Annotated in this window: 20 protein-coding genes; 15 read left to right on the top strand and 5 right to left on the bottom strand. The window is 63.8% G+C overall.

Annotation, left to right across the window (positions count from 1 at the left end):
- Nucleotides 1-19 precede the first annotated feature (19 nt).
- From ACNQOP_RS04400 to ACNQOP_RS04390, 3 genes are all read left to right on the top strand, one after another.
- On the top strand, nt 20-718 hold the full coding sequence (locus tag ACNQOP_RS04400; protein ID WP_416403456.1) for a TrmH family RNA methyltransferase: 699 nt from the start codon (nt 20-22) through the stop codon (nt 716-718).
- 136 nt (nt 719-854) lie between these two features.
- On the top strand, nt 855-1874 hold the full coding sequence (gene fbaA / locus ACNQOP_RS04395) for a class II fructose-bisphosphate aldolase (RefSeq protein WP_416403455.1): 1020 nt from the start codon (nt 855-857) through the stop codon (nt 1872-1874).
- Nucleotides 1874-2296: a DUF3151 domain-containing protein gene (locus tag ACNQOP_RS04390; RefSeq protein ID WP_039239501.1), complete on the top strand. Its 423-nt coding sequence runs from the start codon at nt 1874-1876 to the stop codon at nt 2294-2296. Before fbaA ends, ACNQOP_RS04390 begins: the two co-directional genes overlap by 1 nt.
- A gap of 212 nt (nt 2297-2508) precedes the next feature.
- On the opposite strand, the gene ACNQOP_RS04385 is transcribed toward ACNQOP_RS04390, so the two are convergent.
- Complete coding sequence (locus tag ACNQOP_RS04385) at nt 2509-3141, bottom strand: uracil-DNA glycosylase (RefSeq protein WP_284985231.1); 633 nt, start codon at nt 3139-3141, stop codon at nt 2509-2511.
- A gap of 268 nt (nt 3142-3409) precedes the next feature.
- Here ACNQOP_RS04385 and ACNQOP_RS04380 point away from each other — a divergent pair, with 268 nt between their 5' ends.
- From ACNQOP_RS04380 to ACNQOP_RS04355, 6 genes are all read left to right on the top strand, one after another.
- Nucleotides 3410-4072: a SipW-dependent-type signal peptide-containing protein gene (locus ACNQOP_RS04380; protein WP_416403454.1), complete on the top strand. Its 663-nt coding sequence runs from the start codon at nt 3410-3412 to the stop codon at nt 4070-4072.
- Nucleotides 4073-4075: 3 nt separating this feature from the next.
- Nucleotides 4076-4735 carry a SipW-dependent-type signal peptide-containing protein gene (locus tag ACNQOP_RS04375; RefSeq protein ID WP_416403453.1) on the top strand — a complete coding sequence of 220 codons (660 nt, stop codon included), beginning with the start codon at nt 4076-4078 and terminating at the stop codon, nt 4733-4735.
- Entirely contained in the window at nt 4732-5253 is a 522-nt protein-coding gene (locus ACNQOP_RS04370; RefSeq protein ID WP_416403452.1) for a signal peptidase I, read from the top strand. The genes ACNQOP_RS04375 and ACNQOP_RS04370 overlap by 4 nt, the downstream gene beginning before the upstream one ends.
- Nucleotides 5240-5947: a hypothetical protein gene (locus ACNQOP_RS04365; RefSeq protein ID WP_416403451.1), complete on the top strand. Its 708-nt coding sequence runs from the start codon at nt 5240-5242 to the stop codon at nt 5945-5947. The genes ACNQOP_RS04370 and ACNQOP_RS04365 overlap by 14 nt, the downstream gene beginning before the upstream one ends.
- Complete coding sequence (locus tag ACNQOP_RS04360; protein ID WP_416403450.1) at nt 5944-6483, top strand: hypothetical protein; 540 nt, start codon at nt 5944-5946, stop codon at nt 6481-6483. Before ACNQOP_RS04365 ends, ACNQOP_RS04360 begins: the two co-directional genes overlap by 4 nt.
- Nucleotides 6484-6711: 228 nt before the next feature.
- Nucleotides 6712-8001, top strand: coding sequence for an adenylosuccinate synthase (locus ACNQOP_RS04355; protein WP_416403449.1), 1290 nt, complete (start codon nt 6712-6714; stop codon nt 7999-8001).
- A gap of 156 nt (nt 8002-8157) precedes the next feature.
- On the opposite strand, the gene ACNQOP_RS04350 is transcribed toward ACNQOP_RS04355, so the two are convergent.
- Complete coding sequence (locus ACNQOP_RS04350) at nt 8158-9489, bottom strand: MFS transporter (protein WP_416403448.1); 1332 nt, start codon at nt 9487-9489, stop codon at nt 8158-8160.
- Between the two features lie 337 nt (nt 9490-9826).
- Between ACNQOP_RS04350 and ACNQOP_RS04345 the strand changes: the two genes are divergently transcribed.
- The 4 genes from ACNQOP_RS04345 (at nt 9827) to ACNQOP_RS04330 (ending at nt 13470) form a co-directional block, all read left to right on the top strand.
- On the top strand, nt 9827-11284 hold the full coding sequence (locus ACNQOP_RS04345) for an MFS transporter (protein ID WP_416403447.1): 1458 nt from the start codon (nt 9827-9829) through the stop codon (nt 11282-11284).
- A 10-nt stretch (nt 11285-11294) separates the two neighbouring features.
- Nucleotides 11295-12185, top strand: coding sequence for an SMP-30/gluconolactonase/LRE family protein (locus ACNQOP_RS04340; protein ID WP_416403446.1), 891 nt, complete (start codon nt 11295-11297; stop codon nt 12183-12185).
- 91 nt (nt 12186-12276) lie between these two features.
- Nucleotides 12277-12510 carry a DUF6480 family protein gene (locus tag ACNQOP_RS04335; RefSeq protein WP_416403445.1) on the top strand — a complete coding sequence of 78 codons (234 nt, stop codon included), beginning with the start codon at nt 12277-12279 and terminating at the stop codon, nt 12508-12510.
- A gap of 39 nt (nt 12511-12549) precedes the next feature.
- Entirely contained in the window at nt 12550-13470 is a 921-nt protein-coding gene (locus ACNQOP_RS04330; RefSeq protein WP_416403444.1) for an NADP-dependent oxidoreductase, read from the top strand.
- A gap of 109 nt (nt 13471-13579) precedes the next feature.
- On the opposite strand, the gene ACNQOP_RS04325 is transcribed toward ACNQOP_RS04330, so the two are convergent.
- Nucleotides 13580-14413, bottom strand: coding sequence for an alpha/beta fold hydrolase (locus tag ACNQOP_RS04325; protein ID WP_416403443.1), 834 nt, complete (start codon nt 14411-14413; stop codon nt 13580-13582).
- Nucleotides 14414-14508: 95 nt separating this feature from the next.
- On the opposite strand from ACNQOP_RS04325, the gene ACNQOP_RS04320 reads away from it, so the two are divergent.
- Nucleotides 14509-15078: a TetR/AcrR family transcriptional regulator gene (locus tag ACNQOP_RS04320; protein WP_416403442.1), complete on the top strand. Its 570-nt coding sequence runs from the start codon at nt 14509-14511 to the stop codon at nt 15076-15078.
- A gap of 24 nt (nt 15079-15102) precedes the next feature.
- Here the strand turns inward: ACNQOP_RS04320 and ACNQOP_RS04315 are convergent, their stop codons facing one another.
- Nucleotides 15103-16452, bottom strand: coding sequence for an MFS transporter (locus ACNQOP_RS04315; RefSeq protein ID WP_416403609.1), 1350 nt, complete (start codon nt 16450-16452; stop codon nt 15103-15105).
- 138 nt (nt 16453-16590) lie between these two features.
- On the opposite strand from ACNQOP_RS04315, the gene ACNQOP_RS04310 reads away from it, so the two are divergent.
- The gene (locus ACNQOP_RS04310; RefSeq protein WP_416403441.1) at nt 16591-17727 is read left to right on the top strand and encodes an App1 family protein; all 1137 of its coding nucleotides are present in this window, start codon (nt 16591-16593) and stop codon (nt 17725-17727) included.
- Here the strand turns inward: ACNQOP_RS04310 and ACNQOP_RS04305 are convergent.
- Nucleotides 17724-19448, bottom strand: coding sequence for a PHP domain-containing protein (locus tag ACNQOP_RS04305; protein WP_416403440.1), 1725 nt, complete (start codon nt 19446-19448; stop codon nt 17724-17726). The genes ACNQOP_RS04310 and ACNQOP_RS04305 overlap by 4 nt on opposite strands.
- Between the last annotated feature and the right edge of the window lie 104 nt (nt 19449-19552).

Below are 19552 nucleotides of genomic sequence, written 5' to 3'. Positions count from 1 at the left end.
GCAGGGCTAAAGTTGAGGGGTGACTGACCTTCCCCCCAACACTGCCCTGCCCACCCCTGCCGAGGACCCCACCGGGACGACGCATGATGGCGAGGCAGAAGCGAAACCCGAGGTCGGCGTCGGGCCTTGGGAAGGTGAGCTGCCCGAAGGTGAGCACTGGGACCCGGACCTTTTGAGGGACGGCGACCGCCGCAACGTGGTGGACCAGTACCGCTACTGGAAGCACGAGGCAATCGTGGCCGACCTCGATTCCAAGCGCCACGAATTCCACATCGCCATTGAGAACTGGCAGCACGACCTCAACATCGGCACCGTGGTGCGGACCGCCAACGCGTTCCTCGCCAAAGAGGTCCACATCATCGGACGACGGCGGTGGAACCGCCGCGGGGCCATGGTCACCGATCGCTACCAGCACGTCCGCCACCACCCCACCGTTGAGGATTTTGTCCAGTGGGCTGAGGGGGAGGGGCTGGCGGTGATCGGCATCGACATCTTCCCGGATTCCGTGCCGCTGGAAACCTACGACCTCCCAAAGAAGTGTGTCCTGGTGTTCGGACAGGAAGGCCCCGGCCTCACACCCGAGGTGCACGACGCCGCCGTCGCAACGCTGTCCATTGAGCAGTTCGGGTCCACACGTTCCATGAACGCAGCGTCGGCCGCGGCGATCGCGATGCACGCCTGGGTCCGCCGGCACGTGTTCCAGCAGCCCGTGTCCTGACCAACTCGGCGGAAGTGTTAAGAGCCCCAGTGACCGGAAACACGGCGTCCCGGCGGATATCGCTAGGATGGTGCTAGCCGTAAGCGGTCTACTCCAGGGCTACCCGCCCACAGACGAATTCAGCATAGGAGTCACCATGCCCATTGCAACCCCAGAGATTTACTCCGAGATGATTGACCGTGCGAAGGCTGGCGGTTTCGCTTTCCCTGCGGTGAATGTGACGTCGTCGCAGACTCTGAACGCTGCGATCCGCGGTTTCGCTGAGGCCGAATCCGATGGCATCATCCAGGTTTCCACCGGTGGTGCAGCGTACTGGTCCGGTGCTTCGGTCAAGGACATGGTGGCCGGTTCGCTGGGTTTCGCCGCGTTCGCCCGTGAAGTTGCGAAGAACTACAACGTCAACATTGCCCTGCACACGGACCACTGCCCGCAGGATAAGCTGGCGGACTTTGTCCTGCCGTTGCTGGCCGCGTCCGAGGAAGCGGTGAAGGCCGGCAAGGACCCGATCTTCAACTCGCACATGTGGGACGGTTCGCACGAGACCCTGGAAGAGAACCTGCGCATCGGCCGGGAACTTTTGCAGCGTGCTGCTGCTGCGAAGATCATCCTCGAGGTTGAAATCGGCACCGTTGGTGGCGAGGAAGACGGTGTGGAGAACGAGATCAACGAGAAGCTTTACACCACCACCGAGGACGCCCTGGCCACGATCGAGGCCCTGGGCGCCGGGGAGAACGGCCGTTACCTGACGGCGTTGACGTTCGGTAACGTGCATGGCGTGTACAAGCCGGGCAACGTGAAGCTTCGCCCGGAACTGCTTAAGCAGATCCAGGCCGAGGTGGGTGCGAAGATCGGCAAGGAGAACCCGTTCGACCTCGTCTTCCACGGCGGTTCGGGTTCGACGGAGCAGGAAATCGCTGACGCTGTTTCCTATGGTGTGATCAAGATGAACATCGATACCGACACCCAGTACGCGTTCACGCGCCCGGTGGCCGGACACATGTTCTCCAACTACGACGGCGTCCTGAAGGTCGACGGCGAGATGGGCAACAAGAAGACCTACGACCCCCGCGTGTGGGGTGCTACGGCCGAAGCAGGCATGGCCGCACGCATCGTCGAAGCCGCCCAGCAGCTCGGATCCGTCGGCAAGACCTTCTAATGTCCGACGAATTCCGCAAGAACCTGATGGGGCCGGAGCCCACGCTCCTGCCTGCCGAAAACGAGATTTACCAGCACCTGGCCCTCGGCAAGGAAGCACTGGACCTCGTCGCCCAGAACCCGACGTCCTCACTTTTGTGGGCGATCCTGGCCGAGGAAGCCTGGGCGGAAGGCCGGACCATCGAGTCTTACGCCTACGCCCGCGTCGGCTACCACCGCGGCCTGGACTCCCTGCGCCGCAACGGCTGGCGCGGCGTTGGACCAATCCCGTGGGAGCACGAGCCCAACCAGGGCTTCCTGCGTGCTCTCTACGCATTGGGCCGTGCAGCCTCCGCCATAGGCGAAGCTGAAGAGCCCGAGCGGATCGAGAAGTTCCTGAACGACTCGGACCCGAAGGCCAAGGCAGCGCTCGAAGCCCGCTAAGCGGACCAAAGCACAGCAAAACGACGACGGCGGCCCTCACCAAAAGGTGGGGGCCGCCGTCGTGTGTGTTGTGAGGCCCGGTCTGCTTGCTAAACCGGGAGTTTTACGCGCAGAGCAGGCCCCTCAACGAAAGTGTGTGTGTTGTGAGGCCCGGTCTGCTTGCTAAACCGGGAGTTTTACGCGCAGAGCAGGCCCCACAACGAAAGGGGTGACTAGGCCTTGCGCGGGATACCCGTGCGGGCCATCGCCTCTGCGTAGGCGCCGTGGATGGCGTCCAGGTATTCCTGCTGGCGTGCCGGGGTGCCGGCGAAGGAACGGCCACCGAGGGAACGGACCTTGAAGGTCTTGAAGCCACGGCGGGCGATGCTGGCCGGAGCGGCCTTCATGAGCTGGTCGGCGAGGCGGTGGGCCTCGTTGCCGTGCGCCACCAGCGCGGAGGTGCGCGGCAGGAGCTGGAGGAGGCGCAGCAACGGCTTGAGTCCCTCGGTGATGTTGGCAGGCGTGAGCTTGCCCGGTTCCTCGTTGGGCTCGATCCATGGGTACGCGTTCCACGGCATCATGAGCTCGGGACGGAGACCCAGCTGCCACTGCATGCCGAGCATGCGGGTGGCTGCTTCCTCGTCGCCGGGGGTGATGAAACCCTCGCCGGAAGTGGTGCGCTGGTTGGAGAAAAGGCTGACGATGCGGCAGTCATCCATGCTGTGGGCGGGGTCGATGTAGAGGACCTCGCTGCCTGGCTTCTGCTCCTTGATGGCGTCGCAGAGCTCGTTGACCTCGGCGATGCGGGGTTCGTAGCGGCGGTTCCAGAGGATTTCTTCGGGTGATTCAGTCGCCAGTTCTTGCATCAGGGGTTAGGTCTCCTAGGTGTTACAGCGCACCGTTCCAAGGGGCCGCGGGCATGCCGCTGCCGAACCTCAAAGGGTGCTGTTGGGGGCTAACTAACCTTACCGGACTATGGGGGTGAACGGGTGCTGCTCCGGCGCGCCCCCGAATGAGACGCGGCGTGTTGCCCGGGAAACGTGTCGGGCGTCTCGATGGCATCGATTAACCCTTAAGTGCAGGTCTCGCCGAGCGTTTCCAAGGCAAGTGGATCATGGGTTCGAAGAGGCAGCCATGTTGATACCCGTCGACGCCGACATTGATCATCTTGGGGGAACCATGTTCGCACAGGAAACAACCACAGCCGAAGCCAGCCAGCGCCTCCGTAAAGCGCCGAAAATCAGGGCGATCCTGGCCGGTGGACTGGTCCTCGGAGTGGGCGCGGCCATCACCTTGGCAGCCTGGAATGACTCCGAATTTGCCCAAGGCACCTTCAACGCGGGCGCTTTCAACCTTGAGGGCAGCACGGACGGATCCGATTTCGGCGAGAACCCGGTGACCGCGCCCGCGACGCTCGGCTTCACCGCGAACACTGCCAACATGGCTCCTGGCGACGTTGTCACGGCACCCTTCGCAGTCCGGCTGGACAGCACCACAACCAGCGACGCCACAGTTACCGTGTCCACGGAAACCTCCACAGGCGGCCTCGTGGGCCTCACCTACGCCTTGACGCAGTCGACGGCGTTCGGCTGCGGCCAAGCGGTGACAGCCACGTTGGTTCCGGCCGGCCAATCATTGGGTACGACGCCGGGCAGCGTCACCTTTGCGTTGACCCAAGGAGCCGGGACTGACCCTGGCGCACCGGTCAACCTATGCTTCCGGATCACGGCCGATCAGGACCTGGTCCAATCCCAAACCGGGAGCACCACCTGGGAATTCGCGGCGCAATCGCAGTGATCCATGGGTCGCCGACAAGCCGCAAGCAAGCCCAGCGCAGCTTACCTACGCCTGCGTGCGCTCCTCGCAGGGGCATTGGTGCTGGGGGTGGGCAGCTCCGTGACGCTGGCCTCCTGGACTGACAGCGACTTCGCTGCCGGTTCCTTCGGCGCGAGCGTATTCCAAACGGAGTCCAATGCCTCCAAGCCGTACGACGTCCAGGGCACGTGGAGTGCCAACGACATCTCCCCGGGAGCCACGCTGGTTTTCACCGCATCCGCCATGAGCCCCGGAACGGTGGTTTACGCACCGTTCGCCATCCGGACCAAGGCCGCGTCGGTTGCCGGTGAAGTGGTGCTCGGGGTGCCGGCTGTGACCAGCAGCGGGACGGGGAACGCGGACTTGGGGGCCGCCCTTCGCTACCGCGTGATCCGTTCGGCCACGTGCCAGGCGTCGTCCTTCACGGGAACGCCCACCTTTGTGGTGGGCAGCGACGGAGCCAAGCCGTTCACGCAGGGGCAAGCGGCCGGCGTCGTGAATTCCTTGGCGGCCGCCACCGCCACCCTCCCCGGTGCGCCGACGCAATTCTGCTTTGAAGTGACGCTGCCCGCGGGTGCCAACAACGCCCTTCAAGGCCAGACAGCCACGGCCATCTGGCACTTCACCTCAACGTCCAGCTCATGAGCCGCCACCCGTGCCGGAGCCGACTGCGGGAAACCGTGCTGAATGTCGCGGCCGCCGGGGGTGCTGTCTGCATTCTCGCGGTGGTCTGTGCGCTGCTGTTCAACATCACCCTCATCATGTTCAAGACGGGATCCATGGCGCCGACCATCCCGGCTGGTTCCGTAGCCGTGGTGCGGGAGATCCCCGCAGGCGAGATCAATGTTGGCGATGTGGTGACGGTGGACAGGCCCGGCAAGCTGCCCATCACCCACCGGGTCCAGAGCGTGGCTCCCGCCGGCGGGAACGAGCAGGCCATCACCATGAAGGGCGATGCCAATTCCGAGCCCGATCCAGCGCCGTATGTTGTGGAACGTGTCCGGCTGGTTCTTTGGTCGGTGCCCGGGCTGGCGCGCCCCGTGGCCGCGGCCGCCAACCCGGTGGTTCTCGGTGCCACCACTGTTGCAGTGTCGGCTTTGGTGACGTGGGTACTGTGGCCGCGGGATGTGCGGCGCAGAAGCGGTCAGCATGTTGCGGCGTAGTGTGGTTTTGCTGTCCGTGCTGGCGGGCGCGTGCCTGTTGGGACCGGCTCCCGCGGTTGCGGATGGCGGGCCTTCCGGCTGGTTGGAGCTCGACGCCGGTCCCGCTGGGCAGGTGCATCGTCTCACCCCGGGCGGGAGCGCGGATTGGGAAGTCGATGTCCGGGTCCGTGGCGAGCCTGCGAAATCACTCCACCTCGGGCTGCAATCCGAGCCTGCGCCGACCGGTTCGCTGCGGGATTACCTGACCGTAGGGCTTCGTTCCTGCACCCTGCAATGGGATGGGAGCACCTGCTCCGGTGCCCAACGCGTCCTGATGGAACCCGCAGCGCTGGCCACCGCGGAGGGTGTGCGCGTGGACCTCATGGACCTCATGGACCCCGGGAACCTGGAGGCTGCAAGCGCCCATGTCCTGGTAACCGCAACCTTGGCCAAGGACGCGCCCCGGGACATCCAGGGCAGCAGGACGCACATCGTGGTGGGCGTCCACGGTTCCGGGGACGACGCAGATGGAGCTGGCGCCGGGGACGGCTCGGGCGGGAACGCCGGAAACGGGCACCCTCCCGGAATGCCAACCCGGCCGCCGTCGGGCGTCCTGGCCGACACCGGAGCCCGGCTGGGCGGGTTCGCAATCCTGGCGTTGGTGGCGGTAGCCGCGGGATTCGGGCTTGCCCGGGTGCGGGGTGCCGCAGAATGAACCTGTTCTTGAGGACCCGGGCGGCGTTCCTGCTTGCTGCGCCGCTCGCCGTGGTGCTGGTGGTGTCCAACCCGCCTGCCGCGACGGAAGCGGCGTGGCAGCAGGAGACGTACGGAACGGGAACGTTCGGCACCATCACCATCCCCGCCCCTACCTTGAACGGCACGTGCACCTACAACCCGGGCCTCGCGGGTATTGGCGCATATGTGCGGATTTTTTGGAAACCGCCGGCGGGCTACACCCTGGCCAATGCCGAGATGCAGGCCTCCACCAGTGGATTGGGTTCGTTGCTTGCGCCGCTGACGGGCTTCTCCATCACCTCCAGCACCACGGGGTCGGCGGCCGCCGGTTACGTCACGGACGTTCCGGTCAATCTCCTGGGCGGCCTCCTGGGCCTTGGGACAGAGCTCCAACTGGCAATCGTCGTCCGGGATCCCGTGAATCTTTGGGTGTCCAAGCCGGCGTCCGTGGCAACGAACGCGGGGCCCATCGCCGGGTTGGGCGCCAGCTGCCGGAACCTCCCGCCGGGTACCTGACCACGTGCGGCGCCGCCGCGCACAAAACTTCACCCGACCGCCGTCGAACGTTCCTTGACACCAGACTTTCAGGCCGCATCCGCTAAACTTGGCTGGTAAGAGCCCCGAACTCTTGCGTTGGTCACCGCCCGCGGTGGGCTGCACCGGTTATGTCGGGGCATTCTCATGTACGGCGCCAGGCCCCGGTCATCCCGCTGGGGTCAGCCCGAAAGAATGGGGGAGGATCCCATGCCCGCTATCGTGATCGTCGGAGCCCAGTGGGGCGACGAAGGCAAAGGCAAAGCAACCGATCTGCTCGGTGGCCGCGTTGACTACGTGGTCAAGCCCAACGGCGGTAACAACGCCGGGCACACCGTGGTTGTTGGCGGTGAGAAGTATGAGCTGAAGCTCCTTCCCGCGGGCATCCTGAGCCCCAACGCAATTCCCATTATTGGCAACGGCTGCGTGGTGAACCTGGAGGCACTGTTCCAGGAAATCGACGGCCTCGAGGCCCGCGGCGCGGACACCTCCCGCCTGCGCGTTTCGGCCAACGCCCACCTCGTTGCGCCCTACCACCAGGTGCTGGACAAGGTGACCGAGCGCTTCCTCGGCAGCCGTGCGATCGGCACCACCGGCCGCGGCATCGGGCCGGCATACATGGACAAGGTTGCCCGCCTGGGTATCCGCGTCCAGGACGTTTTCGACGAGTCCATCCTCCGCCAGAAGGTGGAAGGTTCGCTTCGCCAGAAGAACGAACTCCTGGTCAAGGTCTACAACCGCCGCGACATCGTGGTGGACGAGATCGTGGAGTACTTCCTGTCGTTCGCTGAGCGTCTCCGCCCGCTGGTTATTGACAGCACACTGGTCCTCAACAACGCACTGGATGAGGGCAAGGTTGTGCTCATGGAAGGCGGCCAGGCAACGTTCCTGGACGTCGATCACGGCACCTACCCGTTCGTCACCTCGTCCAACCCCACGGCTGGCGGTGCGTCCGTTGGCTCGGGCATCGGCCCCACCCGCATTTCGCGGTCCATCGGCATCATCAAGGCCTACACCACCCGTGTTGGCGCTGGGCCGTTCCCCACGGAACTGTTCGATGAGATGGGTGTCTACCTGCAGAAGACCGGCGGCGAATTCGGTGTGAACACCGGCCGTCCCCGTCGCTGCGGTTGGTACGACGCCGTCCTGGCCCGCCACGCTTCCCGCGTCAACGGTTTCACGGACTACTTCGTCACCAAGCTGGACGTGCTCACGGGCATCGAGCAGATCCCGGTCTGTGTTGCCTACGACGTCGACGGCGTGCGCCACGACGAGATGCCCATGACCCAGACCGAGTTCCACCACGCAGTGCCGATCTTCGAGTACTTCGATGGCTGGACCGAGGACATCACCGGCGCCCGCACCCTGGAGGACCTCCCCGAGAATGCCCGCAACTACGTGCTGGCACTGGAGAAGCTTTCCGGTACGCGCTTCTCCGCCATCGGCGTTGGCCCGGACCGCGACCAGACGATCGTGGTTCACGATTTGATCAACGACTAAGTACTGCCGTGGCCGCGGAAGCGGCCAGTTGCAGGTACGACGACGGCGGGTCACCCCCTGCTATCCCGGGAACCTTTGTTCCGTGGGACGGTTGGGGTGGCCCGCCGTTCGCTGTTTGTGGGGCTGTTCGCCTTTGTGGCCGTTCGCTGCCGAACGTCAGTGGGAGAAGTCCTGCGAGATTTCCGCCAGAGTGCGTCCCTTTGTCTCGGGTGCGAGCCACTGTGAGAGGGCCGCGCCAAGAAGGGCGACGGCGGCGGCTACAACCATGCTCGGGCCCATGCCGATGTTGCTGATCGCCCAAGGGAGGGCGAAGGTGCCCAGTGCAGCGCCGATGCGGCTGAAGGCGGCGGCGAAGCCCGTGCCGATGCCGCGCAGGTGGCCGGGGAATACCTCGGCCGGATAGACCTGAGTCATGGTGGTGTAGCCGGCATTGAAGAAGGAGAAGGCGAGGAACAGTACCAGCACGATGATCCCTGGTGCGTTCGCCCAGACTCCAATGACCAGGAGGATGCCGGCGCAAAGCCATTGGCCGGGAACGGTGAGAATTCGGCGGCCGAGCTTGTCGATGAGGAGAACTGTGGTGACCACGCCTGCGGCCGCCAGCGCGGAGAGACCGACTCCACCGGCCCAGCCGCCGGCGAGGCCGAATTGGTCGAGTACCTCGTCAGCGAAGGTGGCGATCGCGAAGTACGGGGTGACTGCGCAGAACCAGAACCCTGAGGTGAAGAGGGTAGCGCGCCAGTACTGCTTGGAGAACAGCATTCCGAAGGAGGCGTTCTTGATCTTGGTCTTGTTCTTTGCGGCCTGGGACTCCTGGATGATCCTCAGGTCGATCTCTTCGGTGATGCTGTCGCGCATCTGGGGAGACTCGATGTACTTACGTGCAATTGCGAGTGCTTCGTCATTGCGTCCCTTGGTGATGAGCCAGCTCGGCGATTCGGGAAGGCCCCAACGGGCGAAGAAGAGGATCAAGGCAAGTATGGTGCTGGTACCGAGGACAATGCGCCAGGGAGTGCCGGCGTCGTGGAGCAGGGTGCCGATGATGAACGCCATCATGAAACCTACGTACCAGGCGATCAGGGTCAGCCCGAGCAATCGCCCGCGGAGCTTTGGCGGGGAGAACTCTGAGAGCAAGGGGCCGCCGATTGAGTACTCGCCGCCGATAGCGACGCCCATGAGGAACCGGATTGCGGCCAGCTGGAGAACGGCCCCATCTCCGGAGGTTACGAAGAACTGGGCCCCTGAGGCGATCAGGAACAGGCCCATGTCCACGAGGAACATCGGCTTGCGTCCGAACTTGTCCGTAGCCCAGCCCGCCAAGGGGGAGCCTACGAAGATACCAACCAGGGGGCCGGCAGCAATCAGGCCCAGGGAGAGTGCGTCAAGCTGGAGATCCGACCGCATGAGCCCGGTGACTGGGCCGATGATTCCAAGGATGTAACCGTCCAGGAACATCCCGCCGATGAAGACTGCTACTAGCCGCACCATGAAGCGGCGCTTGAATGTGGAGCTCGTGTCTTTTGATAAAAATGTGTCGGGCGACGTCGTCGTCCTGGGCGGATGGGTCATTGAGATGTGTTCCCTTCTGGCTTCTGCGCAAAAAGCTGGCGGCGGCGGAGCGCCGGTTTATCGACGCGCGGGCAGCTGCAGCTCTGGCGACCGATAGTCAGCACCGGCCTGGCCCTGTGAAATATCACTCATATATCAGAACTCTAAGGGTGAGATGCGCCACAGTCAAGGGCTAAGAGAGCTTCGGGACTAATCTGGGACCTGGCGCGGTTACGCCATGCGGGGACACGAACAGCTGACGACGGAACGGGACCAGATGACAACAGAGACCAGTGACGGCGTCGGATTCCGCTCCAAACGCGGACCCATCCTCATCGCGTTGATGCTGTCCACGGGGTTGGTGGCGATCGATTCCACGATTGTTGCCACGGCAGTGCCCTCCATAGTGGAAGACATCGGAGGATTCTCGTCCTTCCCCTGGCTGTTCTCGGCTTATCTGCTGGCGCAGGCAGTGTCCGTACCCATCTACGCCAAACTGTCCGACATGGTGGGACGCAAGCCGCTCATCCTTTGGGGCATCGGCCTGTTCCTGCTCGGCTCCATACTGTGTGGCCTGGCGTGGAGCATGCCCGCGCTGATCGCGTTCCGCGTCCTGCAGGGTTTGGGAGCAGGGGCAGTGCAACCTGTATCCATCACCATCGCCGGTGATATTTACACCCTCGCGGAACGCGCCAAAGTCCAGGGTTATCTGGCCAGTGTGTGGGCGATCTCCTCGGTGGTAGGGCCAACTTTGGGCGGTGTTTTCTCCTCCCTGGGAATTTGGCGCTGGATTTTCTTCATCAACATCCCGCTCTGCCTCTTGGCCGGGTGGATGCTTGTCCGCGCTTTCCACGAGGACGTTGAACGAACCAAGCACCGCGTGGACTACGCGGGTGCTGCCCTGCTGACGGTGTCCCTGAGCCTGCTGATCCTGGGCGCGTTGGAGGGTGGACAGGCCTGGGAATGGAACTCCGCCATCGGCATCGGCGTCTTCGTTGCAGGCGCGGCCCTGTTTGGAGTGTTCATCCTGGTGGAGCGGAAGGCTGCAGAGCCCGTCCTTCCGCCGTGGGTAGTGTCCCGCAGGTTGCTCGCGACGACGGCCCTCGTTTCCTTCGGAGTCGGTGCGGTCCTGCTGGGCCTGACTTCCTATGTCCCTACCTTCCTCGAAGGATCCATCAAGACCTCTCCGATCCTGGCTGGCCTCGCGCTCGCAGCCCTGACCATCGGGTGGCCCATCAGCGCCTCCCAGGCGGGCCGGTTCTACCTTCGGATCGGTTTCCGGAGGACGGCCCTGATCGGGATCTCCATCACTGTGGTGGGTGCGTCGATCCTCGCCCTCACGGCCTCCGCACCCAATGTGTTGTTGGTTGCCGTGTCCTGTTTCATCGTCGGCCTGGGGCTGGGACTTGTGGCGACGCCCACCCTCATCGCAGCCCAGTCCAGCGTGGAGTGGAATGAGCGCGGAGTGGTGACCGGAACCAACCTCTTTGCCCGCTCCATCGGCAGCGCAATCGGCGTGGCAGTATTCGGCGCGGTGGCCAACGCCATCTACGCCAACGGTGCCGGCGCCTCGGATCCACACACCACGGTGTCAGCGTCCTCGGCCGTTTTCCTCGCCGTCCTGGTCGGTGCGGTGCTGACTGTGATTGCAGTGGTCGCCATGCCGGCGACGGACAAGAAGCCAGGCGAATCCCAGGCCCAGGAAAAGACAGGTGCCGCAGCTGTGGAGGACTAGTCTCGAAACCATGGACAAAGCAGCCCCCGCCACCCCGCTCATTGAAGGCAGCCTGGAAAAGCTGTTCGAAGGCACCGTCTGGGCTGAGGGCCCCGTCTGGGTTCCGGAATCGCAGACCGTGCGTTGGAGCGATATCCCCAACAACCGCATCCTCGAGTTCAACCCCGCCACCGGCGCCACACGCGAGTACGCCACCGCCGTCGAGTACACCAACGGCCGCACCCTGGACCGGGACGGCAGTGTGGTCCAGTGCAGCCACGGCCGCCGGCGGATGGAACGGGATCACGACGGCGAGGTGACGGTAGTCGTTGACGCGTTCGGAGAGCATCGGCTCAACTCGCCCAACGATGTTGTGGTGGCGGCCGACGGCACCGTGTGGTTCACGGATCCGCCCTACGGCATTTTGCCGGGCACCGTCGAAGGCCATGAGGGCGACCAGGAATACGGCGGCTGCTATGTTTTCCGCTTCGATCCTGCGGCGGGCGAGCTGCGCCCCGTCATCACGGACTTGGTCCATCCCAACGGCCTGGCGTTCTCGCCGGACGAATCCCTGTTGTATGTCTCGGATACTGCAGGTCCTACCCGTGGCGTCCCGTTCCGCATCGCCGTGTTCCCGGTTGCCGGTGGTACGTGCGGAGCGGGCGGAACGTTCGTTGAGCTTGATGAGGACAGTGTGTCCGATGGCTTCCGCGTGGACACCGAAGGAAGGGTGTGGACTTCCGCTGGATCTTCCGTGCGCGTTTACGCCCCCGACGGCGGTCTGCTGACCGCCGTCGACGTCCCCGAACGCGTGTCCAACCTGTGTTTCGGTGGGCCGGACGGCCGGGACCTCTATCTCACGGCAACGACGTCCCTGTACCGGCTGCGGACTTCTGCGCAGGACGCCGCGTGGCGGGGCTGATAGCGGCAACTTCGTAAGGTTGCTGTTGGTTGGGAGGTGGTGGTTCGATACGCTGGACCAAAGCATCACCACTGCAAACAGGGGAGTGAGCGTGTCAGGACCAAACCCAGATCCATACGAGGACAAGATCACAGGCCTGGAACCCGGTGGCGGAGTTCCGCCCGGTGAGACGCCACCGGGCGAAGCTTCCACAGCGGGGCCGCAGGGCCACGATGAAAGCGGACCGCGGAAAGGCACCCAGATTTTATGGATGTCCATGATCGGCCTGGTGGTGCTGACGTCGATGCTCTACTTCATCGGGTACATCGTGGGGTTCTTCGACTAGGTTCGGAATAGCCCTTCCATTCCTTGGGTTGTGCGAAGGATGAAGGCAATCACTTACAGCGAATACGGCAACCCCGACGTCCTGGAACTCACCGATCAGCCCATGCCCAAAGTCGCCCCGGGCATGGTGTTGGTGAAGATCAAGGCCACCTCCGTTAACCCGGTGGACTGGAAGATCATGGGCGGGCACTTGGATCCCCTCATGGACATCCAGTTCCCCGCCATCCCTGGCTGGGACGTGGCCGGCGTAGTGGAATCCGTAGGGATTGACGCCCACCAGTTCCAGCCCGGCGATGAAGTGATCTCCTATGCCCGCAAGGACTACGTCCACGGCGGCAGCTTTGCTGAGTACATCGCCCTGCCCGAGCGTGTCCTGGCGCGCAAGCCCTCCACGTTGGACTGGAACGAGACGGCAGGCCTGCCGCTGACGGGGCTTACCGCCTTCCAGGTCCTCACCCGGTTGGACGTCAGGAGTGGTGAAACGCTGTTGATCCATGGCGGCTCGGGTGGCGTAGGTTCCCTGGCGATCCAGATCGCTTCAGTGCGCGGCATCAAAGTCATTGCCACCGCCTCGGAAAAGAACCACGAATTCCTCCGTTCCCTGGGCGCCAAGCCCATCACCTACGGTGAAGGGCTGGCCGAACGCGTCAGGGCCATGGAGCCCGACGGCGTGGATGTCGTCGCAGATTTTGTCGGCGGAAACCTCGAAGCCACCTTGGCCGTGCTCAAGGAAGGCGGCAGGCACGCATCCATCGCGGATGGAGAGGTGGAAAAGCACGGCGGAACCTGGATGTGGGTCACCCCGGTCGGGGCAGAGCTTCAGGAGCTGTCCGAGCTGGTGGACCAGCACAAGCTGAAGGTGGAGGTGGCACAAACCTTCCCGCTGGCCCAGTCCGCTGAGGCATTCCGCCTCAACATGGAGGGCCACACGCGCGGCAAAGTTGTGGTGACCGTCAGCTGACGGCGCTGGATCGGCCGCCAGGAAAATAACAAACAACGACGGCGGCAACCCGCCTTCGGTTCGTGTGGAACCGTTGGTGGGTTGCCGCCGTCGGGCGTTAATGCTTGGACTACTTGGCCAGGAAGCGCAGCAGGATCTCGTTGATTTCAGCGCCGTGCGTCCAGAGGAAGCCGTGGGGAGCGTCCTCGATTTCGACGTACTCGGCGGAGGGGAGTCGCTTGGTGAACTCGCGCCCGGTGGAGTCGATGGGCAGGATGCGGTCGCCGGTGCCGTGGACGATCAGGGACGGGACGGTGACCTTTTCGATGTCGGAGCGGAAATCGGTCAGCCAGGTATCAACCACTGCGAACGACGCGTACCAGGACGAGCCGGCGGCAACGTTCCAGGAGTTGCGCAGCGCTTCTTCGCTGAGCCGGTTTCCAAGGAAGTTGTCCGTGTTGTAGAAGTCGTTGTAGAAGTTGGTGAACCACGAGTAGCGGTCCTCGATGGCGGCGTTGCGGATGCCGTCGAACACCGAAGACGGTACGCCTGAGGGGTTGTCGTCGGTCTGGAGAAGGAAGGGCTCCAGCGACGCCAGGAACACGGCTTTGGCGACGCGGGCTTCGCCGTAAGTGCCGATGTAGCGGCCAACTTCGCCGGTGCCCATGGAGAATCCGACCAGCACGGCATCCTGCAGGTCCAGGGTTTCGAGGACTGTGTTGAGGTCTGCCGCGAACGTGTCGTAGTCGTAGCCGGTGGTGACCTTGCTCGACTTGCCGAAGCCGCGGCGATCGTAGGTGATGACGCGGTAGCCGGCGTTCAGGAGGGCGGCGGTCTGCTTCTCCCAGGAGGCGCCGTCGAGGGGATAGCCGTGGATCAGGACAACCGGCTGGCCCGAGCCGTGGTCCTCGTAGTAGAGCTCGATGTCCGTGGTGTTTTCAGTTCCGACTTTGATGAAGCCCATGATTCTGTTCCCTTTCCTCGAAGTAGAGAACGATCGTTCTCTCTCTGGTTCAAATACTATAGAACGATCGTTCTCAATACAAGTAGTATGGGTACATGGATATTTCCGAAGTCCGTAGCCGCATAGTCGCCACAGCCGACGGTCTTTACAACGCCAAGGGCATCCAGTCCGTGGGCATGGATGAGCTGCGGACGGCTGCAGGGGTATCCCTCAAGAAGCTGTACCAGGAATTCCCGTCCAAAGGCAGCATCGTGATGGCCGTGCTGGAACGCAGGCACCAGTCCTGGACTGAAGGGCTGGATGCCACTGTTCGCCAGGCGGCGGATCCGCGGGCCAAGCTCCTGGCCATCTTCGATTATCTTGCCGGATGGTTCTGCCAGGACTCGTTCCGGGGCTGCGGCTTCATCAACAGCTTCGCCGAACTGGGGGCCGTCAGCCCCGAAGTGGCCGATTATGCGCGGAAGCACAAGGAGTCATTCCAGGAGTATGTCGCGGCGCTGGCGGCTGACGCCGGCGCTCCGCCGTACTTGGCCCCGCAGCTTTCCATCCTTGCCGAGGGGGCGCAAACGACGGCGGCCATCGCCGGCACCCCCGACGCCGCGGTACAGGCGCGGCAGGCGGCCGAAGTCCTGATCGCCGCCGCGTTGGGCCAGGCCGGGACCTGACCGGCCGCCGTCGTTCCTTCCCGGCTAGCTGGCCTCGAGGTCGTCGAGCGACTTGCCCTTGGTGTCCGCGGACATCAGGGTTGCGACAACTGACACGAAGCAGATACCCAACGTGGTCATGCCGATGACCAGCGGGATGTTGGCCGATCCCGGGGGTGCGATGGCGGTGAAAAGGCTGGGGAAGAACGAGGCGATCATGAGTCCGATGTTCTGGGAGACCGCGAAGCCCGTCACGCGCATGCGCATGGGGAACTGTTCCTGGAAGAAGGTGGCGAAGGTGGCATTCCACATTTGGAACAGGACGCCCTGCACAATCACGACACAGACGAACACCAGGGGCAGGCTGCCCTGCTGGATGGCCCAAAGGTAGGCCATGGTCAGCAGGCCACCGGAGATTCCACCGGCCACCATCAGTGACCGTCGGCCGATCCGGTCGGACAAGGCGCCGAAGGCCGGGATGGTCATCACGGCCGTCACGTTGGCCGCCATGGTCACCCACAGGAACTCGCTGCTGGAGAAGCCGATCCCGTAGCCCTTCTGGGTAGCGTACGAGACGCCGAAGATCAGGGTGGCCATGCCGATGACGTTGGTAAAGGTCATCGCGATGCAGCGGACGAGTACCCATGGGTGGGTTCGCAGGAGGTCCATCAGCGGGAACCGTCGCTTGGTCTCGGCTCCTTCGGATTGGGCCAGGTAGGCGGGAGGCTCCTGCACCCGGCGTCGAATGACGTATCCCGCCACGATTACCACGGCGCTGAGCAGGAACGGAAGCCGCCAGCCCCAGGAGTGGAATTCCTCATCAGGCAGCAGGGCAGCGAGTGGAATCAGGACTGCGGTGGCCAGGATCGAGCCCACCTGTGTGCCTTGGAGGCTGAAGCTGGCAAAGAAGCCGCGCCGGGCATCGGGGGAGTGTTCCACGATCATCGCGCTAGCCCCGCCCAGTTCACCGGCCACGGCAAAGCCCTGAATCAGCCGGAGGATGACCAGGAGGACAGGTGCCAGGAGGCCAACCTGTCCGTAGGTGGGCAGGAGTCCGACTGCGAAGGTGGCGAAACCCATGAGCAGCATCGCGAAAACGAGGACCTTCTTGCGCCCATGCCTGTCGCCGTAGGCACCCAGTACCACGGCGCCGAGCGGCCGGGAGACATATCCGACGGCGTACGTAGCCAAGGAGGCGATGATGCCGACGGTGGGGTTCTCGGTAGGGAAGAAAATCGTGGGAAACAGGAGCGTTGCCGCCAGTGAATACAGGGCGAAGTCGTAGTATTCCAGCGCACTTCCGATCCACCCGCTCATCGCGGCCTTCTTCGGGTCCTTGTGCGCGGCGTCGCCGTCGGTGATGGGGGTGGTTTCCCTCCGGTGCATGACTGTCACGTCGCTGTACTCCTCTGGCGTCGTTGGCAAAGATCAAGTGTCGGGATAGGCAACTTGAATCGATTCATAAAGCATACGATGTGACGTGGAATACGTCAAAGGCCTTTGGGTGGGTACGGGCCGTGGAAGACTGGACGCATGCCTTTCCGTACCGTGAGACCACGCCCGGAGTCCGACGCGGCCAAAAGCCTGAAGCAGTCAAAGGAGCAGGCGCGCCATATCGCAATGCGGCTCGACGACGCGTGGCTGAGGTTCCAGACGAAGCTGGCCATCCGAAGGGGCCGGGTGGAAACCGTCATCCCCTACACCGGCTACGGCAGCACCTCCTGGATCAGGGTCCTCGCACGCGTCGTCCGCAGCGACCCACGAGATGCGACCGGACATGCCAACCCTTTGCAGGAAAGCATGCGCGGATGGCGCAACTTCACCAGCGCGCCGGTGGCTAATGCGGCCGTGCAAGTGACTGTCGCCGGCGAGGTGCACCATGTTGTTGCCGACCGCGGCGGCGTTGTGGACGCACGTATTCCGGTAGTTCTGGATGCCGGTTGGCACACGATCACCCTGAAGTCGGGGGAGTCCCGAACGGTGGAAGCTCCTGTGGAGGTGGTGGCAGACGACGCAGACTTCGGTGTGGTGTCCGACATCGACGACACCGTCATGGTGACCGCCCTGCCGCGCCCGTTCCTGGCGGCCTGGAACACGTTCGTCCTCAACGAGCACGCAAGGACTCCCACCCCGGGCATGGCTGTGCTTTACGAACGCATCGCGCGGACCGCCCCTTCCGCGCCGGTGCTGTACCTGTCCACCGGTGCCTGGAATGTTGCCCCCACGCTGTCCCGGTTCCTCTCCCGCAACCTGTACCCCGCCGGCCCCAAACTCCTGACCGACTGGGGTCCCACCCCGGACCGGTGGTTCCGCAGCGGACAGGAACACAAAAAGAACTCGCTGGAACGCCTCGCAGAGGAATTTCCCACCATCAAATGGTTGCTGGTGGGCGACGACGGACAACACGATGAAGCCATCTACTCCGAGTTCGCCCAGCGGCACCCCGAAAACGTCAAGGCAATCGCCATCCGCCAACTTTCCCCCGGTGAAGCTGTCCTCGCCGGTGGCCGGTCCAAGTCCGGCGGCCAGCCCACCCCCGGTGTCCCGTGGATCTACGCCCCTGACGGCGCAGGCATGTCCGCGCAACTCGAGGAGTTGGGCATCATCCGGTGCGAAGTCAGGTCCGCGGACGATCCCGAGGAAGGCGACGTAGCAGGAGAGAAGGCCTAAGCGACGTCAATGAACACCGGGTTGGCGTAGAACCAGGTGTCCGTCCACGGATCGGCGTCGCCAAGATTGTCTCCATGGCGGACAGGGCCCGCGGGATCCACGGGAGCGCCGTAGTAGCCCGCGCCGTGTCGGTTTCCGTCACTGCCCCGGAGGCGGAAATAGCAGGACTTTTGGACGTCCTTGATGACGTGGCTGATGGTAAACGTTCCAGTCCGGCCCGACACATCGATCTGTTTCCACACGTTTGTCCCGGGAGCCCTCAGGGTGTCGCGGTCACCTGCTGTGCCGGTGATGGCGCCGCCGATCACGTCCACGTGCGCGAGCTTCGGCAGGATCCCCGCAAAGTTGCGGTAGTCCGTCGTCGTAATGGTGATGGAAATTTCGACGTCGGCACCCCGCCTCACCTGCAGGCGGGAACCCAGGGTGACGCCGTTACGTCCGTTGCTGTTGCCTGCGCTGTTACCGCGCACCTCGCGTACCCGCACGTCAAGGCCGTGGAGGAGGTGGCCGTGATCCACCCACATGCGGCCGTTGCGCATTGCTTCCAGGACGCCGGTGTAGGAGTGCTTGGTGACCCCGGTGTGGAGGCGGCTGAATTGTCCGGGCCAGAAGTCGCTTCCGCCCTGCTTTTCCCCGGTGTCGAAGGGGTCCGGGCGCTTGCCGGTGACCGACCAGCGGTCAAATTCGTTGGGCAGGCTCAGGTAAGGTTCCTCGGCCGGGTAAGCGCCGGTCTTCCACGTGTCCTTGACCGTTAGGTGGTTGTCCGAGTTGGACGTGATCCAGAACGGGAGGCCTTCGGCGAGCATTGAATCCCACACCCCGCCAACGGTCGCCGTTGCCCAGTCGAAGCCGCCGTAGGGTCGGAAAGCATCCGCGGGGTAGCCGGGGAAGCTGTATTGCGTGGGGTTGTTGGTGTATTCGCCGCGCTGGTCGCCCGCCCGAGCGAACTGGCTGACTCCGGACCCCTGCGCTCCGGGTGCGCCCTCCATGCCGATCATCACGTCGCGGGCGGCATCGCGCCATGCCCGGAGTTCGTGCGGGGAATCGATGCCCAGCCGCATAGGGTGGTTGGCCAGGGCCACCACGTCCTCGATGTAGCCCGAGCGTTTTTGGTTGGCCAACCACGCGATGGCTTCCGCAGCCTTGCGCTCGAAAGTCTCCACCTGGGCCGTTCCGGGGGTTGGCTTCTCCCACTGGTTCAGCTTGCCGTCCCACACGAGCTCGAAGGTGCGCAGGAGGTTCACTTCATTGGGACCCGGGGCCACCAGGACCGTCGCGTGTTCTGCCCCTGGGATGTACCACTCCAGCCCCTGGAAGATGAGGAGATCAGGACGTGCTGCACGTTGAACCTGGATCTCTTTGTTGGAATTGACCGCTCCGCCATTGTTGGCGTGGCCAAAATTGCTGTGCTCCGTCAGCGCCAGCCAATCGACGCCGTAGGACTGGGCTGCGTCCAGTTGCTGTTTGATCAGGTACTTCGCGTCGTGGCTGTATTGGGTGTGGATGTGGTGGTCGCCCACAAGCCACTTCAACTGGGGGTCGTTCCCGCCGGGGTTCGCCATCGCCGGGCGTGCCAGCGCGGTTGAAGCTGCGCTGGCTGCGGCCAGGATGCCTGCAGATTGCAGGATAAGCCGGCGGCTCAACCCCATGGTCTTCAGTTCGGCATCGGCAAGCTCCACGCTTCTGCTGTGGGTGATGGTCTGTTCCTCTGCGGTGCACATGGCAATTCCCTCTGTCGATTCCGATCCCCCCAGCGGAATCACAGTAGGGAAGGAGGATGGCACGGAGGTTAACCGCGCGGGAACGCTTGGAGTGTGTGGGTGCC

Source organism: Arthrobacter sp. LFS091 (assembly GCF_047977885.1).
GTDB lineage: Bacteria > Actinomycetota > Actinomycetes > Actinomycetales > Micrococcaceae > Arthrobacter.
This window is presented reverse-complemented; position numbering and strand designations above follow the sequence as displayed.

What these genes read in the sequence shown, in the direction of transcription:
- fbaA (WP_416403455.1), top strand. Translation starts at nt 855, where the DNA reads ATGCCCATTGCAACCCCAGAGATTTACTCCGAGATGATTGACCGTGCG.
- ACNQOP_RS04390 (WP_039239501.1), top strand. Translation starts at nt 1,874, where the DNA reads ATGTCCGACGAATTCCGCAAGAACCTGATGGGGCCGGAGCCCACGCTC.
- ACNQOP_RS04385 (WP_284985231.1), bottom strand. Translation starts at nt 3,141, where the DNA reads ATGCAAGAACTGGCGACTGAATCACCCGAAGAAATCCTCTGGAACCGC.
- ACNQOP_RS04380 (WP_416403454.1), top strand. Translation starts at nt 3,410, where the DNA reads ATGTTGATACCCGTCGACGCCGACATTGATCATCTTGGGGGAACCATG.
- ACNQOP_RS04375 (WP_416403453.1), top strand. Translation starts at nt 4,076, where the DNA reads ATGGGTCGCCGACAAGCCGCAAGCAAGCCCAGCGCAGCTTACCTACGC.
- ACNQOP_RS04370 (WP_416403452.1), top strand. Translation starts at nt 4,732, where the DNA reads ATGAGCCGCCACCCGTGCCGGAGCCGACTGCGGGAAACCGTGCTGAAT.
- ACNQOP_RS04365 (WP_416403451.1), top strand. Translation starts at nt 5,240, where the DNA reads ATGTTGCGGCGTAGTGTGGTTTTGCTGTCCGTGCTGGCGGGCGCGTGC.
- ACNQOP_RS04360 (WP_416403450.1), top strand. Translation starts at nt 5,944, where the DNA reads ATGAACCTGTTCTTGAGGACCCGGGCGGCGTTCCTGCTTGCTGCGCCG.
- ACNQOP_RS04355 (WP_416403449.1), top strand. Translation starts at nt 6,712, where the DNA reads ATGCCCGCTATCGTGATCGTCGGAGCCCAGTGGGGCGACGAAGGCAAA.
- ACNQOP_RS04350 (WP_416403448.1), bottom strand. Translation starts at nt 9,489, where the DNA reads ATGGTGCGGCTAGTAGCAGTCTTCATCGGCGGGATGTTCCTGGACGGT.
- ACNQOP_RS04345 (WP_416403447.1), top strand. Translation starts at nt 9,827, where the DNA reads ATGACAACAGAGACCAGTGACGGCGTCGGATTCCGCTCCAAACGCGGA.
- ACNQOP_RS04340 (WP_416403446.1), top strand. Translation starts at nt 11,295, where the DNA reads ATGGACAAAGCAGCCCCCGCCACCCCGCTCATTGAAGGCAGCCTGGAA.
- ACNQOP_RS04330 (WP_416403444.1), top strand. Translation starts at nt 12,550, where the DNA reads ATGAAGGCAATCACTTACAGCGAATACGGCAACCCCGACGTCCTGGAA.
- ACNQOP_RS04325 (WP_416403443.1), bottom strand. Translation starts at nt 14,413, where the DNA reads ATGGGCTTCATCAAAGTCGGAACTGAAAACACCACGGACATCGAGCTC.
- ACNQOP_RS04320 (WP_416403442.1), top strand. Translation starts at nt 14,509, where the DNA reads ATGGATATTTCCGAAGTCCGTAGCCGCATAGTCGCCACAGCCGACGGT.
- ACNQOP_RS04310 (WP_416403441.1), top strand. Translation starts at nt 16,591, where the DNA reads ATGCCTTTCCGTACCGTGAGACCACGCCCGGAGTCCGACGCGGCCAAA.
- ACNQOP_RS04305 (WP_416403440.1), bottom strand. Translation starts at nt 19,448, where the DNA reads ATGTGCACCGCAGAGGAACAGACCATCACCCACAGCAGAAGCGTGGAG.